The 16,468-nt window shown below is 51.1% G+C and carries 11 protein-coding genes; 9 read left to right on the top strand and 2 right to left on the bottom strand.

Going from position 1 to position 16,468, the window contains the following annotated elements; genetic code table 11:
* Position 1 precedes the first annotated feature (1 nt).
* The 7 genes from sdhA (at position 2) to sucD (ending at position 10,794) form a co-directional block, all read left to right on the top strand.
* Entirely contained in the window at positions 2 to 1,774 is a 1,773-nt protein-coding gene (gene sdhA / locus ACO6UX_RS06590) for a succinate dehydrogenase flavoprotein subunit (protein ID WP_101746868.1), read from the top strand.
* A gap of 13 nt (positions 1,775 to 1,787) precedes the next feature.
* Complete coding sequence (locus tag ACO6UX_RS06585; protein ID WP_101746869.1) at positions 1,788 to 2,492, top strand: succinate dehydrogenase iron-sulfur subunit; 705 nt, start codon at positions 1,788 to 1,790, stop codon at positions 2,490 to 2,492.
* Positions 2,493 to 2,873: 381 nt separating this feature from the next.
* Positions 2,874 to 5,708 carry a 2-oxoglutarate dehydrogenase E1 component gene (locus ACO6UX_RS06580; RefSeq protein WP_422445975.1) on the top strand — a complete coding sequence of 945 codons (2,835 nt, stop codon included), beginning with the start codon at positions 2,874 to 2,876 and terminating at the stop codon, positions 5,706 to 5,708.
* A 138-nt stretch (positions 5,709 to 5,846) separates the two neighbouring features.
* Positions 5,847 to 7,091, top strand: coding sequence for a 2-oxoglutarate dehydrogenase complex dihydrolipoyllysine-residue succinyltransferase (gene odhB, locus ACO6UX_RS06575; RefSeq protein ID WP_422445973.1), 1,245 nt, complete (start codon positions 5,847 to 5,849; stop codon positions 7,089 to 7,091).
* A gap of 103 nt (positions 7,092 to 7,194) precedes the next feature.
* Entirely contained in the window at positions 7,195 to 8,634 is a 1,440-nt protein-coding gene (gene lpdA / locus ACO6UX_RS06570) for a dihydrolipoyl dehydrogenase (protein WP_422445971.1), read from the top strand.
* Between the two features lie 121 nt (positions 8,635 to 8,755).
* A complete protein-coding gene (sucC, locus tag ACO6UX_RS06565) occupies positions 8,756 to 9,922 on the top strand; it encodes an ADP-forming succinate--CoA ligase subunit beta (RefSeq protein ID WP_163370820.1) in 1,167 nt (388 codons plus the stop codon).
* On the top strand, positions 9,922 to 10,794 hold the full coding sequence (sucD, locus tag ACO6UX_RS06560) for a succinate--CoA ligase subunit alpha (protein WP_422445969.1): 873 nt from the start codon (positions 9,922 to 9,924) through the stop codon (positions 10,792 to 10,794). Before sucC ends, sucD begins: the two co-directional genes overlap by 1 nt.
* Positions 10,795 to 10,871: 77 nt before the next feature.
* On the opposite strand, the gene ACO6UX_RS06555 is transcribed toward sucD, so the two are convergent.
* On the bottom strand, positions 10,872 to 12,035 hold the full coding sequence (locus ACO6UX_RS06555; protein ID WP_422445967.1) for an iron-containing alcohol dehydrogenase: 1,164 nt from the start codon (positions 12,033 to 12,035) through the stop codon (positions 10,872 to 10,874).
* Between the two features lie 165 nt (positions 12,036 to 12,200).
* Between ACO6UX_RS06555 and ACO6UX_RS06550 the strand changes: the two genes are divergently transcribed.
* Together ACO6UX_RS06550 and ACO6UX_RS06545 are read left to right on the top strand one after the other, a co-directional pair.
* Positions 12,201 to 13,076, top strand: a complete 876-nt coding sequence (locus ACO6UX_RS06550; RefSeq protein WP_422445965.1) for an AraC family transcriptional regulator N-terminal domain-containing protein — start codon at positions 12,201 to 12,203, stop codon at positions 13,074 to 13,076.
* A gap of 303 nt (positions 13,077 to 13,379) precedes the next feature.
* A complete protein-coding gene (locus ACO6UX_RS06545; protein WP_422445963.1) occupies positions 13,380 to 14,258 on the top strand; it encodes a prenyltransferase in 879 nt (292 codons plus the stop codon).
* A gap of 102 nt (positions 14,259 to 14,360) precedes the next feature.
* On the opposite strand, the gene gspD is transcribed toward ACO6UX_RS06545, so the two are convergent.
* The gene (gene gspD / locus ACO6UX_RS06540; RefSeq protein WP_422445961.1) at positions 14,361 to 16,457 is read right to left on the bottom strand and encodes a type II secretion system secretin GspD; all 2,097 of its coding nucleotides are present in this window, start codon (positions 16,455 to 16,457) and stop codon (positions 14,361 to 14,363) included.
* Between the last annotated feature and the right edge of the window lie 11 nt (positions 16,458 to 16,468).

Below are 16,468 nucleotides of genomic sequence, written 5' to 3'. Positions count from 1 at the left end.
GATGTCAGCACTTCGTACCCTGACCTATGATGCCATCGTTATAGGTGGTGGGGGAGCAGGCATGCGTGCCGCGCTCCAGCTTACCCAGGCCGGAATTAAAACGGCCTGCGTCAGTAAAGTATTTCCTACCCGTTCTCACACGGTATCTGCCCAGGGCGGTATCACCTGTGCTATTGCCAGTGCCGATCCTAAAGATGACTGGCGCTGGCATATGTTCGATACCGTGAAAGGCTCCGACTATATTGGTGACCAGGACGCCATTGAGTATATGTGTTCGGTGGGTCCGCAGGCGGTTTTCGAACTGGAGCATATGGGCTTGCCATTCTCCCGGACTGAAGAGGGACGAATTTACCAGCGTCCGTTCGGAGGTCAGTCCAAAGATTTTGGTAAGGGTGGTCAGGCTGCCAGAACCTGTGCAGCAGCAGACCGTACTGGTCACGCACTGCTGCACACCTTGTATCAGGCTAACCTGAAGGGCGGCACAACCTTCCTTAACGAGTGGTATGCCGTTGATCTGGTGAAGAATCAGAAAGGTCAGGTTGCCGGTGTTATCGCCATTGATATTGAAAGTGGCGAAACCGTTTATATCAAAGCAAAAGCCACAGTCATGGCCACCGGTGGTGCAGGTCGTATTTACGCTTCCACTACCAATGCCCTGATCAATACCGGTGACGGTATCGGTATGGCTTTGCGTGCCGGATATCCGATGCAGGATATGGAGATGTGGCAGTTCCATCCTACAGGCATTCATGGTGCAGGCGTACTGGTGACAGAGGGTTGCCGTGGCGAAGGTGGTTACCTGATTAACAGTGAGGGCGAACGCTTTATGGAGCGTTATGCGCCAAACGCCAAAGACCTTGCTGGCCGGGATGTCGTTGCCCGTTCTATGGTGATCGAGATTCTTGAAGGGCGTGGTTGTGGTCCCAATAAGGATCACGTTCTGCTGAAGCTGGATCATCTCGGTGAAGAGACTCTGAACCTGCGTCTGCCCGGTATCTGTGAACTGTCTAAAACCTTTGCACATGCCGATCCTGTGAAAGTGCCGGTACCTGTGGTGCCCACCTGCCATTATATGATGGGTGGGATTCCCACCAACGTTGGCGGTCAGGCTCTGCGTCAGGATGGGGCCGGTAATGATGAAGTGATTGAAGGCCTTTATGCCTGTGGTGAGGCGGCCTGTGTTTCTGTTCATGGTGCCAACCGTCTGGGTGGTAACTCTCTGCTGGATCTGGTGGTCTTTGGTCGCGCTGCTGGCCTGCAGATTGAGAAAAACCTGAAAGATGGCTTTGACTCTGTGGACGCCTCAGACAGTGATGTGGAAGCAGCCTTGTCACGACTCGATCGTCTGAACAAATCAAGCAGTGGTGAAAGCGTTGCCAAAGTGCGTGCTGACTTGCAGAACACCATGCAGCTCTATTTTGGTGTGTTCCGTGAAGGTGAGAGCATGCAGAAAGGTCTCAAGCTGCTGGATGAGCTGGGTGAGCGGCTGGCCAATCTGCATCTGGAGGACAAGAGTCAGGCATTCAACACCGCCAGGGTTGAAGCACTTGAGTTGGAAAACCTGTATCAGGTGGCTTATGCAACAGCTGTTTCCGCCGAGGTCAGAACAGAGTCCCGTGGTGCTCATGCCCGTAATGATTACCAGGAGCGGGATGATGAAAACTGGCTGGCGCACTCGCTTTACTCACCGATTGATCAATCAGTAAGTAAGCGTGCTGTTAACTTTGCTCCGGCAACCATGGAGGCATTTCCTCCCAAGGCAAGAAGCTACTGAGGGAGAGAGGCTTATGAAGGTAAGTATCTATCGCTATAACCCGGAAGCCGACAAAAAGCCCTACATGATGGACTTTGATGTCGATATCCCGGAAGGCCGGGACCTGATGGTTCTGGACGTTCTGAATCTGATTAAAGAGCAGGATCCAACGCTGGTTTACCGACGTTCCTGTCGAGAGGGTGTTTGTGGCTCCGATGGCTTGAGTATTGGCGGTACCAATGGTCTGGCCTGCATTACCCCTTTGTCAGAAGCTGTCAGGGGAAATAAACTGGTTATTCGTCCGCTGCCCGGGTTGCCAGTAATCAGGGACCTGGTGGTTGATATGAGTCTGTTCTACAAACAGTACGAAAAGATCAAGCCATACCTGATTAACGATACGCCAGCGCCAGCCATTGAACGGCTCCAGTCCCCTGAAGACAGGGAGAAACTGGATGGGCTTTATGAGTGTATTCTTTGCGCCTGCTGCTCAACAGCCTGTCCTTCCTTCTGGTGGAACCCTGATAAATTTGTTGGTCCTTCCGGCCTGTTGCAAGCTTATCGTTTCCTTGCCGATAGCAGGGATACAGCGACAGAGGAGCGTCTGGCAGATCTTGATGACCCATTCAGTGTTTTCCGTTGCCGGGGTATCATGAACTGCGTCAATGTCTGCCCCAAAGGCTTGAACCCGACACGGGCTATTGGTCATATCAGGCAGATGTTGTTTAAGAGTGCAACATAGTATAGTTGCGGGTCATTCCAGCCTGTCTTTGCTGGTTGGTGGTAAAAAGGTACCCCTGTAAATTCTTTTTCCGGGGTACTCAAGAACCATAAAGCTGAAAAGTCAGCTATGCTCTGTCAGGAGAGTGCAGGCGACCTCTGACAATACAAAGCCTGTAATTGAATATATTTTTAAACTAAATAAATTGTGCTGCTGCCATCCGGAATTATGGGGCCGCAATAGCTTGAACCAGCAGGGGCGGTCGGAAAACATCCGACCCTATCTGAGGGGGATCGTTCACTGACTGGCTATCGACATCATCAGTGACCTCTGTTTTTCAGCCAGTCAGGCTTGTCAAAGCAGATTTCCCGGGATAAGCCCCAGACTCACGGGGTAATGATCATGCAAGAAGGTGTAATGCAGCGGATGTGGAGTTCTTCCCACATTGCAGGGGGAAATGCTGCATACGTCGAGGATATGTACGAACGCTATCTGCGCGATCCCAACAGCGTAGAAGTACAGTGGCGTGACTATTTTGAAAAGTTGCCCCCGGTAAGTGGTGGTGGAGCGGATGTTCCACATTCTACCATCCAGGAAAATTTCATCCTTATGGCGCGTCAGCGTCAGACTACCCGCCCGATTCAGACATCATCGGTTTCCAGTGATCACGAACGCAAGCAGGTTCAGGTTTTGCGTTTGATCAGCGCTTTTCGGATTCGCGGTCATCAGCAGGCTGTTATTGATCCTCTCGGTGTGATGAAACGGGAAGAGTTTCCTGATCTATCCCTGGCATACCACGGTCTCAGCGAAGCGGATCTGGATACCGAGTTTCATACTTCAACGTTGTTTATTGGCAAGGAACACGCTTCTCTCCGGGAAATATACGATGCCTTAAAAGCCACCTATTGCCAGTCAATTGGTGTTGAATATATGCACATTCCCCAGACAGAAGAACGCCGCTGGTTTCAGAGTCGTATGGAAAGTGTTCGCAGCCGCCCGGAAGTAGGAGTAGAAGCCAAGCTGCACTTGCTGGAACGATTGACTGCAGCGGAAGGTCTGGAAAAATACCTGGGGACCAAGTTTCCCGGAACCAAACGGTTTGGCCTGGAAGGTGGTGAGTCTCTGATCCCCATGCTGGATGAGATTATTCAGCGCTCCGGCTCCTATGGTTCGAAGGAGCTGGTGATCGGCATGGCTCACCGTGGCCGCTTGAACGTACTGGTCAATATTCTGGGTAAGAAGCCCGGAGATCTGTTTGACGAATTTGAAGGCAAGAAGCTGGTTGAACGCGGCTCTGGTGATGTGAAATACCATCAGGGCTTCTCTTCCAATGTGATGACGCCGGGTGGTGAGGTGCATCTTGCCCTGATGTTTAACCCATCGCATCTGGAAATTGTTACCCCGGTGGTTGAGGGTTCAGTCAGAGCCCGTCAGGACCGTCGAAAAGATTCAGTGGGCAACAAAGTAGTGCCAATTGCCATTCACGGTGATGCCGCTTTTGCGGGGCAGGGGGTTGTGATGGAAACCCTGCAAATGTCCCAGACCCGTGCCTATAAAACCGGTGGCACCATCCATATCATCATTAACAACCAGGTTGGCTTTACCACCAGTTTCCGTGAAGATGCCCGTTCCACAGAATACTGTACCGATGTTGCCAAGATTGTCGGGGCACCGATCCTTCATGTTAACGGTGATGACCCTGAGGCGGTTCAGTTTGCTACCAAACTGGCCCTTGATTACCGAATGGAGTTCCATAAAGACATTGTTGTAGACCTGGTCTGTTACCGTCGTCGCGGGCACAATGAGGCGGATGAGCCGTCCGCTACTCAGCCGATGATGTACAGCAAGATTAAATCCCACACGACCACCAGGGATCTTTATGCCAAGGTTCTGCTGGGTGAAGGTGTGATCAGTGAGGCGGCTGATAAAGAGCTGGTAGAGAGTTTCCGTAATGCCCTCGACAACGGTGAGCATGTGGTCAAGGCCCTGGTAAAAGAGCCTAATAAAGAGCTCTTTGTGGATTGGGCACCCTATCTTGGTCACGAATGGACTGCCCGCCATGATACCCGTGTCGCCGTGGGAACACTGCAATCATTAGGCCAGAAGCTGTGTGAAATTCCCGAAGGTTTTGTGTTGCAGCGTCAGGTCAGCAAGATCGTTGAGGATCGTCGTAAAATGGCGGCAGGAGCCCTGCCGATTAACTGGGGGTGTGCTGAACTGCTGGCCTATGCGTCACTGCTGATGGAAGGCAGTGAAGTTCGAATTACCGGGCAGGATGTCGGTCGGGGAACATTTTCTCACCGCCATGCGGTATTCCATAACCAGAAAGATGGCTCGACGTTGGTGAACCTGACCAAACTTTCCCCGGAGCAGCCACGATTCCAGATCTGGGACTCATTCCTGTCCGAGGAAGCGGTTCTGGCTTTTGAGTACGGCTACGCAGCAACAACGCCCAATGCACTGGTTATCTGGGAAGCTCAGTTTGGTGATTTTGCCAACGGTGCCCAGGTGGTTATTGACCAGTTTATTTCCAGTGGCGAGCACAAGTGGGGGCGCCTGTCAGGCCTCACCATGCTGCTCCCTCATGGTTATGAAGGTCAGGGGCCGGAGCACTCATCGGCCAGACTTGAGCGATTCCTGCAGCTGTGTGCGGAACACAACATTCAGGTCTGCGTTCCGACAACGCCAGCACAGGTGTTCCATATGTTGAGACGGCAGATGCTGCGTCCGCTGCGTAAACCGTTGGTGGCATTTACCCCCAAGAGTCTGCTCCGTCACAAACAGGCCACCTCCTCTCTGGAAGAGCTGGCAGAGGGCAGTTTCCAGACGATTATCCCCGAGGTTGACGGTCATGAGCCATCAGTGATCACCCGGATGATTATGTGCTCAGGCAAGGTCTACTATGATCTGCTGGAAAAGAAGAGAACGGAAGGGCTGACTGATACGGTGATTATCCGCATTGAACAGCTTTACCCATTCCCTCAGGATGATCTGGATGAACTCATTGTCAGTTATCCAAACCTGAAAGATGTGGTCTGGTGTCAGGAAGAGCCAATGAACCAGGGGGCGTGGTACTGTAGTCAGCATCACATGCGTCGCTCAGTTGCCGTTCATCCGAATAAAACAATGAGTCTCAAGTACGCAGGGCGCGAAGCATCAGCCGCTCCGGCATGTGGCTATATGTCAATACATGCCCAGGAACAGCAGCAATTGGTAAATGATGCTTTCAGCATTTGAATAATGATAATTTACTGCTCATGCTGAGCAGTAATATTGGTTAAACGGCCAGCAGGTACTATTTATCGATCTGGCCAGAGCGTTTAACACAGTTTCTGTGAATAACGCTTAAAGGGGCGAAGACGCAAAGGATCAATAATGGCCACAGAAATTAAAGCACCTACCTTTCCTGAATCCGTTGCTGATGGCACCGTTGCAACCTGGCACAAGCAGCCCGGTGAACAATGCCATCGGGATGAACTGCTGGTTGATATTGAAACCGATAAAGTGGTTCTTGAAGTTGTTGCACCGGCAGATGGTGTTTTGAGTGAAATTATCAAGCCTGAAGGTGAAGTTGTTCTCAGCAGTGAAGTGGTTGGAATTTTCCAGGAGGGGGCTTCTGCTGGCACCGCCCCGGCTGCCGCTGAAGCTTCAGCTACTCCTGCAGCTTCACCGGAAGCCATTAAGGAAGAGCCCATTCTCAATCCTGCAGCACGCCGGATGGCTGATGAGAAAGGCCTTGATCCAGCAGCTATTCCCGGTACCGGTAAAGGTGGCCGTGTAACCAAGGAAGATGTGGTTCGTCATGTTGAAGCTGGTGCTCAGGTGTCACCAGCCCCGACAGTTGCTGCCACTCCGGCAGTGTCCACGGCTGCTGCACCAGCACCTCAGGTCGAGGCAACCGCACCGGTGTTTGCCGGTGAGCGTGTAGAGAAACGGGTACCCATGACCCGCCTGCGAGCCAAGGTTGCCGAGCGTCTGGTTCAGGCCCAGCAGAATGCGGCCATGTTGACTACTTTCAACGAGATCAACATGAAACCGGTTATGGAGCTTCGTGCCCAGTACAAAGATACCTTTGAGAAGCGTCATGGCGTACGACTTGGTTTTATGTCTTTCTTTGTCAAGGCCTGTGTTGAAGCGCTCCGCCGTCATCCAGTGGTCAACGCCTCTATTGATGGCAATGATATTGTCTACCATGGCTACCAGGATATTGGTGTTGCCGTTTCCAGTGATCGCGGGCTGGTAGTACCAGTGCTTCGTAACACCGAAGATATGAGCCTTGCTGATATTGAGGCAAAAATCCGTGAGTTCGGTAAAAAGGCAATGGATGGCAAGCTCGGCATCGATGAAATGACCGGTGGAACGTTCACCATTTCCAATGGCGGTGTATTCGGTTCACTGTTGTCAACGCCCATCCTGAATCCACCACAGTCGGCCATCCTGGGAATGCATAAAATTCAGGAACGTCCCATGGCGGTTAACGGCAAGGTTGAAATTTTACCCATGATGTACCTTGCCCTGTCCTATGACCACCGTCTGCTGGATGGCAAGGACGCAGTTACCTTTCTTGTGACCATCAAGGAACTGCTGGAAGATCCGGCCAGAATGCTTCTGGACGTTTGATTCCGGATTGTACCGGGCAGCCTTATTTTTTCTATTAAGCGGTGCTGCCCATTATTGACTTGACCCGTATACCTTGTTTTATAAACCGTTTTGGAAATAACTTATGGCAAATCAGTTCGACGTGGTAGTTATTGGCGCAGGCCCTGCCGGTTACGTCTGTGCTATTCGTGCAGCCCAGCTGGGGCTGAAAACTGCCTGTATCGAGAAGTGGTCCGATGACAAGGGTAAGGCCAAACTGGGCGGTACCTGCCTGAATGTTGGCTGTATCCCTTCCAAGGCCCTTCTGGATAGCTCCCACAAATTTATTGAAGCCAAGGAAGATTTTGTCAGGCACGGCATTAAGCACAGCGGTGTAGATATCGATGTCCCTGCAATGCTTGCCCGCAAGGACAATATTGTGAACCAGCTGACTACCGGTGTTACCGGTCTGTTCAAGGCAAATGGTGTGACCTTGCTGGAAGGTGCCGGTAAAGTGCTGTCTGGCAAGCAGGTTGAATTAACCAGGGCTGACGGTTCTGTCGAAGTGGTTGATGCTGCCAACGTGGTGATTGCCACTGGCTCCCGTCCCATTGAAATTCCCCCCACACCGCTGACTGAAGGCCTTATTGTTGACTCTACCGGTGCTCTTGAGTTTCAGGAAGTCCCGAAGCGTCTCGGGGTTATTGGTGCCGGTGTTATTGGTCTGGAACTGGGGTCTGTCTGGGGAAGGCTGGGCGCTGAAGTGGTTGTCCTTGAAGCCCAGGATAAATTCCTGGCCCTGGCTGACCAGCAAATCGCCAAAGAAACCCAGAAGATTTTCAAAAAGCAGGGACTGGACATTCGCCTGGGTGCACGGGTGACCGGTTCTGAAGTCAAGGGTAGCGAAGTTGAAGTAACCTATCAGGATGCCAATGGTGATGAACAGAAGCTGACCTTTGATAAACTGATTGTTGCTGTCGGTCGTCGCCCCTATACAGAAAACCTGCTGGCTACTGACTCCGGTGTCAATCTGGATGAACGCGGTTTTATTTTTGTTGATGATAACTGTGCCACTGACGTTCCCGGCGTTTATGCGGTTGGGGACGTGGTCCGGGGTCCGATGCTCGCTCATAAGGGCAGTGAAGAAGGCATTATGGTGGCGGAAATCATTGCTGGTCAGAAAGCACAGATGAACTATGACCTGATTCCTTCGGTGATTTATACTCACCCTGAAGTGGCATGGGTTGGTAAAACCGAAGAAGAAGTCAAGGCCAGTGGTGACGAGTACAAAGTGGGTACCTTCCCGTTTGCCGCCAGTGGTCGTGCGCTGGCTGCCAATGATACCCATGGCATGGTCAAGGTGATTGCCGACAAGGTAACGGACCGTATTCTTGGCGTTCATGTTGTGGGCCCAAGCGCAGCTGAGCTGGTGCAACAGGGGGTTATTGCCATGGAGTTCGCTGCCAGCAGTGAAGATCTTGCGCTGACCATTTTCTCACACCCAACCCTGAGTGAAGCACTGCACGAAGCAGTTCTGGCGGTTGATGGCCACGCTATCCATATTGCCAATCGCAAACGTCGTTAAACGTATCTTAAGGGGAGCGGTCATGGTCGACTTGCTCCTTTCTTCATAGACAATATCCAGGGATATGGTTTGACGAGAAACTTAAAAACAACGCTCAAATAAGAAAGAGGGCCGCGTCAGAATGAATCTTCATGAATATCAGGGCAAACAACTCTTTGCCAAATATGGACTGCCCGTCTCTCAGGGCGTCGCTGCGGATACGCCAGAGCAGGCTGCTGCTGCTGCCGATGAAATCGGTGGTAATCAGTGGGTGGTTAAGGCCCAGGTGCACGCCGGTGGTCGTGGTAAGGCGGGTGGTGTGAAGCTGGTCTCCAGCAAAGACGAAATCCGCGCGTTCGCCGAGCAGTGGTTAGGTAAAAACCTGGTCACTTATCAGACCGATGAAAATGGCCAGCCGGTCAGCAAGATACTGGTTGAAAGCTGCACTGATATTGATCAAGAGCTTTATCTTGGCGCTGTTGTTGATCGCGCAACCCGTCGGATCGTGTTTATGGCCTCCACTGAAGGTGGGGTTGAAATTGAGAAGGTGGCGGAAGAAACACCGGAAAAAATCCTTAAGGCGACCATTGATCCCCTGACCGGTGCCCAACCTTATCAGGCCCGTGAGCTGGCTTTCAAACTGGGTCTGGAAGGAAAGCAGATCAAGCAGTTTACCCAGATTTTCCTTGGTCTGGCGAAACTCTTCCAGGAATGCGACCTTGCCCTGCTGGAGATCAACCCGCTGGTAATCACCAAAGAAGGTGACCTGCACTGCCTGGATGCGAAAATCAACATTGATAGCAACGCCCTGTACCGTCAGCCACAGTTAAAAGCCATGCATGATCCTTCCCAGGAAGATGCCCGTGAAGCCCATGCCGCTGAGTGGGAGCTTAACTACGTCGCACTGGATGGCAACATTGGCTGCATGGTGAATGGTGCAGGCCTTGCTATGGGGACCATGGATATCGTTAAGCTGCATGGCGGTGCGCCTGCCAACTTCCTGGATGTTGGTGGTGGTGCAACCAAAGAGCGTGTCACCGAAGCCTTCAAGATCATTCTCTCTGATGACAGTGTGAAAGCCGTTCTGGTCAATATCTTTGGTGGTATTGTCCGCTGTGATCTGATTGCTGAAGGTATTATCGGTGCGGTTAAAGAAGTCGGCGTTGAAGTTCCTGTCGTGGTTCGCCTGGAGGGCAACAATGCCGACCTGGGTGCGCAGACCCTTGCCAACAGTGGACTTGATATCATCGCGGCCAACAGTTTGACCGAGGCTGCCCAACAGGTAGTTAAGGCAGCGGGGAACCAGTAATGAGCATTTTAATTAATAAAGACACCAAAGTTATCTGCCAGGGGTTCACCGGTGCCCAGGGGACTTTTCACTCCGAACAGGCCATTGCTTACGGCACTCGCATGGTGGGTGGCGTAACACCGGGCAAAGGTGGTCAGACTCATCTGGACCTGCCCGTCTTCAATACGGTGGCTGAAGCGGTTGATCAGACCGGTGCAGAAGCGTCGGTTATCTATGTTCCTGCGCCTTTCTGTAAGGACTCCATTCTTGAAGCTGCTTATGCTGGCATCAAGTTGATTGTCTGCATCACTGAAGGTATTCCTACGCTGGATATGCTGGAATGCAAGGTCAAGTGTGATGAATTGGGTGTTCGTCTTATCGGTCCCAACTGCCCGGGTGTTATCACGCCAGGTGAGTGCAAGATCGGTATTATGCCGGGCCATATCCATCTGCCGGGCAAGGTGGGTATTGTTTCCCGTTCCGGCACGCTGACCTATGAAGCGGTCAAACAGACCACCGATTATGGCTTTGGTCAGTCTACCTGTGTTGGTATTGGTGGTGACCCTATTCCCGGTTCCAACTTTATCGATATTCTGGAACTGTTCCAGAATGATGACAAGACTGAAGCTATCGTGATGATTGGTGAAATCGGTGGTTCTGCTGAAGAAGAAGCGGCTGCTTATATCAAGGAGCATGTCACCAAACCTGTCGTCTCTTACATTGCCGGTGTCACAGCGCCTCCGGGCAAGCGGATGGGCCATGCCGGTGCGATTATTGCCGGTGGTAAGGGGACTGCCGATGAGAAGTTTGCGGCACTTGAATCTGCAGGTGTCAAGACGGTTCGCAGTCTGGCGGATATCGGTGAAGCTCTGAAAGAAGTGACCGGTTGGTAAAACAACCGGTTCAGGTAGCACGAAAAAGGCCGGATTTATATCCGGCCTTTTTGTGATGTAAAATACTTAATCAGAGGTCAGGCTGCGTAAGCATCTTCAAGGATTTCACGGGAAGTATTGAGATCCTGGTCACCGGTCTCTGACAGAGCCGTCATGCCATGGGCTTCCAGAGCCTTGATCACGTTCTCAAGCTGGTTATGCTCAACACCATACTGCGACAGTCGTGTTTTTACACCCAGTGATTCAAAGAAATCACGGGTTTTCACAATAGCGAGATCAACCTTTTCATCGTCACTACCTTCTCTGATATCCCAAACGCGTTCTGCATACTGCACCAGTTTTGCTCGCTTCTTATCTTTGCGCAGCTTCCACAGGGATGGCAGAACCACCGCCAGACTCTGGGCGTGGTCCAGGCCAAACAGGTCAGTCAGCTCGTGGCCAATCATGTGGGTGCCCCAGTCCTGGGGAACGCCGACACCAATATAGCCATTCAGGGCCGAAGTGGCACTCCACATCAGGTTGGCTCGGGCATCGTAGTTGTCTGGCTCAGCCAGCGTTACCGGGCCCACTTCAATCAGCGTTTTCAGAATACCTTCCGCCATACGATCCTGAATCCGGGCGTCAACAGGGTAGGTAGCATACTGTTCAAGTACATGAACGAAGGCATCCACTACACCATTAGCGATTTGCACCGGTGGCAGGGTGAAGGTCAGTGATGGGTCCAGAATGGAAAACTGAGGGTAGAGTAGTGGACTCATAACCGGCAGTTTGCCAATGTCGTGAGAAATAACGGCACCCATGTTCATCTCAGAACCTGTGGCCGGTAAGGTGGCAACCGTACCCAGTGGAATGGCAGTGGTGATCGGCGCACCGGCAAAACCTGCCTTGAGCAGATCCACTTCGTCACCTTCATAAGGTGCTGCCGCAGCAACAAACTTGGTGCCATCCATGACAGAGCCGCCACCAACCGCCAGCAGGAAGTCAATGTTTTCAGCACGGACGATCTCAACTGCTTTCATCAGGGTGTTAAAGGTTGGGTTTGGCTCGATACCGCTGAACTCAAAAACTTCACGGTTACCTAATCCGGCCAGCACCTTTTCCAGGGTACCGAATTTCTTCACACTGCCACCGCCGTAAAGGACCAGTACTTTGGCATTAGCCGGTACCAGTTGATCCAGTTCCTGCAGACGGTCCTGGCCAAACACAATGTGGGTTGGATTCTGATAATTAAAATTCATCATTGCGATTCTTCCTCATTAAATTTCCTAGCCAGCGTAGATTATCCTTTCTGTGCAGGAATAGAATAACCATAACTTGCAAAGTCATGCCTAAAACGATCAGTAGTGGTTTTTTTATGTATTGGGTGAAGCTATGCTGTGCCTAAATTACCGATCAGAAGATAAGACATGACGCCATTAGCCCAGACCCTCTCTCCTTTGGCCAAAGAAGAGGGCTATAACAAAACCCATATTCCCGGCGTTGGCGTTTTTAAAGCCAGCGAATCCAGAGAACGTGAGCCACTGTGCTATAGCCAAGGTATTATCATTGTAGCCCAGAGTGCAAAACGGATTTACCTGGAGCAGCAGGCTTATGAATATAATCCGGATAACTATCTGGTACTGACTTTGCCTATTCCTGCGGAATGCGAAACCATTGTTGCTGAAGATAAGCCATTATTATCCATGCTGGTCGATATCGATATCAGCCTGTTGCATCCGCTGGTGCGATTGTTCGACCACCATCAACAGGCGACAGACACCATGGAAGATCTGTTAGAGGCACGAAGCAGTTTATATGTCAGCCCGGTGACGGATGTTTTCTCAGCAACGGTGTTAAGGCTGGCTCAGTGCCTTCACTCGCCGCTGGAGAGTGAAGCCTTAGGCAAAGGGCTGGTGCAAGAGTTGCTTTTTCATGTTCTTAACGGGGAGCAGGCTGCGCCATTATTTGCCCTGGCCAGACACAATACGCATATCGCCCGTCTGGAGCGGGCAATGAAGTATATGCACGAGCATTATGATCAGTCCCTTGATGTTGGGCACCTGGCCTCTATGGCTAATATGAGTCCATCAACCTTCCATCGTAATTTCCGGTATATGACATCATCGTCGCCTATTCAGTACCTGAAGAAACTGCGCCTGAGTCGGGCCAGAGAGTTGTTACAGGATCACGGGGTCAGAGTAAAGCAGGCAGCTGCAGAGGTTGGCTATGAGAGCCCAACGCAATTCAGCAGGGAATTTAAACGTTACTTCGGGTTAACGCCTCAGGCATGTGCGGCAGCCTGATTTTGTCAGGCGGTGGCAGGGTTGATTAAGTAGTTAACCAAATGAAATCATATATTTCTGACTAAGTTGTCAGTCACTCTGCGGCGTTGCAACTCCGGTCACATAGCTACGGCTATGCTCCCTACGTTGCGCCTTGCATAGCAACTGCCCACTTAGCCAGAAATATATGATTCCATTTGGCCAACTACTTATTAGCCATTGTCTGAAGTTACTTTCAATTTCATTGCTGCCTTTTTCTGGTGTTCTTATAGCCATCGTCGTGAAATTTCCTTATCCTCGCGCTTTTTTCTCAGGAGCCTGCCAGTGGATGCCCTTGATCTGAATCCGGACAAATATCGACTTGCCAGAGCTCTACGTCCTTTCTCATATTCTGTTGCCCTGGTAACCTGCGGCCTTGGCGTGGTAATGGCTTATCAGCAGGGTGTTGGCGACTGGCGCAGAGCACTGCTGGTTATGTTGGCTGGCGTATTGCTTCAGGCTGCCAGCAATCTTGCCAATGACCATGCTGATCTGGTGTTGTGGAAAAAACGTTCTGGAGAGTTGGCAAGGCAGGTGGTTAAGCAGATTCATCGAAACTTTATCCTGGCGGGGTTTTGTGCCCTGATTGCCTGCATGATGGGACTATTGTTGGTAATCGATGTTGGCTGGCCGTTATTGTTGCTTGGTGTCTTTGGTGTCGTCGGCGGTTATTTTTATACCGGTGAACCCATTGTCTATAAACATCGCGGCTGGGGGGTGCCGGCAGTATTTCTGTTTACTGGTGTACTGATGGTCAGTGGTGCCTTTTATGCCGTTGGAGGGTACTGGAATAATGAAGTGGTCTGGATGTCGATTCCGGTGAGTTTGCTGGCTTCTGCGTTGTTGCTGTCCAATGAGATCCGGGATTACCTGGATGATATCAGTCACAATATTCGCACGTTAACCGTTCGTATGGGACTGGTTCCAGCGAAATGCCTTTATGCCGTGCTGTTACTGGCAGGGTTTCCTCTCAGTTTTCTGTTGTATTATTCGGGCGAGTTGGATAACCCGCTTTATCTGCTGATAGCGCTGCCTTTTGCCATTGCGCCGCTCAGATTGCTTGCCAACCATTCTGGTGATGCTGAGATGGTTCGTTTGCCTCCTCTGACAGGACGTTTTTTTATCGTCTTTGGCCTGGGATTTATGCTTTCAATTGTATTTTAAGTGAGAGGGCGTAAAGGGGCTCTGAAATACAATAAACCCTATGCCGTTTATCGGGTATCTTAAAACCCCGCTTGAGTCTCGGCACAATACAGGCCATTACCGTCAGTCCTTGTTTCTCAGATCATAGGTTTTTGCATCAAATAACTCTTCGGGTTGGTTCGGAAGGTTAATAGCCTGTCTGCCGTTGCTATTACCGATAAGCTTCAGTTTGGTGAATCGATCCCGGGTCGCTTTTACCAGTGTTTCCGAGTTACGCATAATGGTGGGGCGGATAAACAACATCAGGTTCTTTTTTTCATCGCCGCTCTGGTTATAACGGAAGAGGTTGCCCAAAATTGGGATGCTCCCAAGCAGTGGTACTTTTTTCCTGCTTTTGGATTTGATGTCTTCAATCAGTCCACCAATAACGACGGTTTGTCCATCATCCACCAGTACCGAGGTCTTCAGGGAGCGGGTGTTGAACAGCAGGTCATTGCTATCGGAGCCAAGCAACTGTTTGGTGGTGCCCACATCCAGTGAAGAAACCTCTTGCTCCAGCATCAGTCTCAGGCTGTTGCCTTCGTTGATATGGGGGGTGATCTTGAGTTTTAGCCCCACATCCTTGCGTTCAGTGGTGGTAAAAGGGTTATTACTATTGCCACTGGATGACGTCTGATATGAGCCGGTTTTGATGGGAATGTTTTTGCCGATAATCAGCTCTGCCTCTTCATTATCCAGGGTCAGCATACTGGGGGTAGAGAGGATATTGTTATTGGACTTTGAGCTTAAGGCGCTGACCAGAACACCAAAGTTATCAGCACGCAGCGCCAAGGATCCGAGGGCAATACCGGTGTTATCCAGAATATGCCCGGTTATGCTGCTTTTAATACTGTTACCTGAATCGGAGCTGGTTGATGTACCACGAATCGTGTTAGTCCCATCAATGCCCCATTGAACACCCAGCGCATCGTTAATCCCACCAGACACTTCAACAATAACGGCCTCCAATAACACCTGGGCCCTGGGCACATCAAGCTGGCGGACAATTTTCTCCATCTCCTGAAGGGTTTCCGGGTCGGCAATCATCACCAGGGCATTCTGGGTTTCATCCGCTTTGACAAACGCCGTCGTGGCTGCGGACTTGCTTTTGGCACCAGACTTGGTGGTGGCCTGGGATGAGGACTGGTTTGATGAGCCGGGGGAGACTGAGCTTGATGCAACCGATGACGATGGCGTTGCAGCGGTTCTCTTTCCCTGGCTGTCCTGAATAATGCCTGAGGCTTCCGACAGAATTTCCGCAATGTTTTTGGCATCGGCAAAACTCAGGAACATGACTTTGGTGGTCGATTTTCGAATACCTTCCTTATCAAGGGTGTCAGCCAGTTTTCTGACCCGTGCCCGTTTGCTGGCGTTGCCCTTAACCACCAGACGATTGCTTCGCTCATCGGCGATCACCTGGAGCCCGCTGGGGAGCTGTCCCTTGCCGGTGACCAGGGTATCCGAGATTATTTTTGAGACATCTCCCACCCAGGCGTGTTTCAGCTGGATGACTTCATAGTCGTTATTGCCGGCATCATCCAGCTCCCGTATCAGTTTGGTGATGCGCTCTACATTATCGGCAAGGTCACTAATGATGACCGCATTACTGGAAGCAGATGCAGCAGCATGGCCATACTGGGCAATCAGGGGGCGAATAATCGGGATGACTTCGACAGCGGATACACTGTGCAGATCGACAACCCTGGTGGTCATCACGCCATCAATGGGCTTCGGAGTGTCTCCGGGACTGCTGGTTTTTGCCGTGGTTGTGGGAACAACATTAATAATATGGCCATCGGCTTTTGGTATGACGGTATAACCATTAGCGGACAGGACTTCCAGGAAAACATCGTAGACTTCATCCCGGGTCAATGGCTTACTGGAAATGACGGTAACGGTATTGCCTCCCTTAATCCGTGGATCGATAACAAATGTCTCTCCGGTTATTTTGGCCACCTGGGTGATAAATTCACGGATATCGGCATTCTGCTGATTCAGTGTCCAGAGCTTATCATTGGGCACCGGTACGGCGCTATTGGCAGCAGGCTGTAAACCGGTATTTACCTTGCTGGCAAACAGTGGGGTGACAGCCATCATCAGCACCAGAGGAATGGCTCTTATTAACTTTCTGTTATGAGAGTGTGGTAAACGTGGTAACAAGAGTAGCGCTCTGGTGTTCATGATGTGACCAT

It is taken from the genome of Endozoicomonas sp. ALB091 (genome assembly GCF_049310265.1).
Classification (GTDB): Bacteria; Pseudomonadota; Gammaproteobacteria; order Pseudomonadales; family Endozoicomonadaceae; genus Endozoicomonas.
This window is presented reverse-complemented; position numbering and strand designations above follow the sequence as displayed.

Bases quoted from the DNA above. Each gene is read 5' to 3' on its own strand.
- sdhA (WP_101746868.1), top strand. From the start codon at position 2: ATGTCAGCACTTCGTACCCTGACCTATGATGCCATCGTTATAGGTGGT.
- ACO6UX_RS06585 (WP_101746869.1), top strand. From the start codon at position 1,788: ATGAAGGTAAGTATCTATCGCTATAACCCGGAAGCCGACAAAAAGCCC.
- ACO6UX_RS06580 (WP_422445975.1), top strand. From the start codon at position 2,874: ATGCAAGAAGGTGTAATGCAGCGGATGTGGAGTTCTTCCCACATTGCA.
- odhB (WP_422445973.1), top strand. From the start codon at position 5,847: ATGGCCACAGAAATTAAAGCACCTACCTTTCCTGAATCCGTTGCTGAT.
- lpdA (WP_422445971.1), top strand. From the start codon at position 7,195: ATGGCAAATCAGTTCGACGTGGTAGTTATTGGCGCAGGCCCTGCCGGT.
- sucC (WP_163370820.1), top strand. From the start codon at position 8,756: ATGAATCTTCATGAATATCAGGGCAAACAACTCTTTGCCAAATATGGA.
- sucD (WP_422445969.1), top strand. From the start codon at position 9,922: ATGAGCATTTTAATTAATAAAGACACCAAAGTTATCTGCCAGGGGTTC.
- ACO6UX_RS06555 (WP_422445967.1), bottom strand. From the start codon at position 12,035: ATGATGAATTTTAATTATCAGAATCCAACCCACATTGTGTTTGGCCAG.
- ACO6UX_RS06550 (WP_422445965.1), top strand. From the start codon at position 12,201: ATGACGCCATTAGCCCAGACCCTCTCTCCTTTGGCCAAAGAAGAGGGC.
- gspD (WP_422445961.1), bottom strand. From the start codon at position 16,457: ATGAACACCAGAGCGCTACTCTTGTTACCACGTTTACCACACTCTCAT.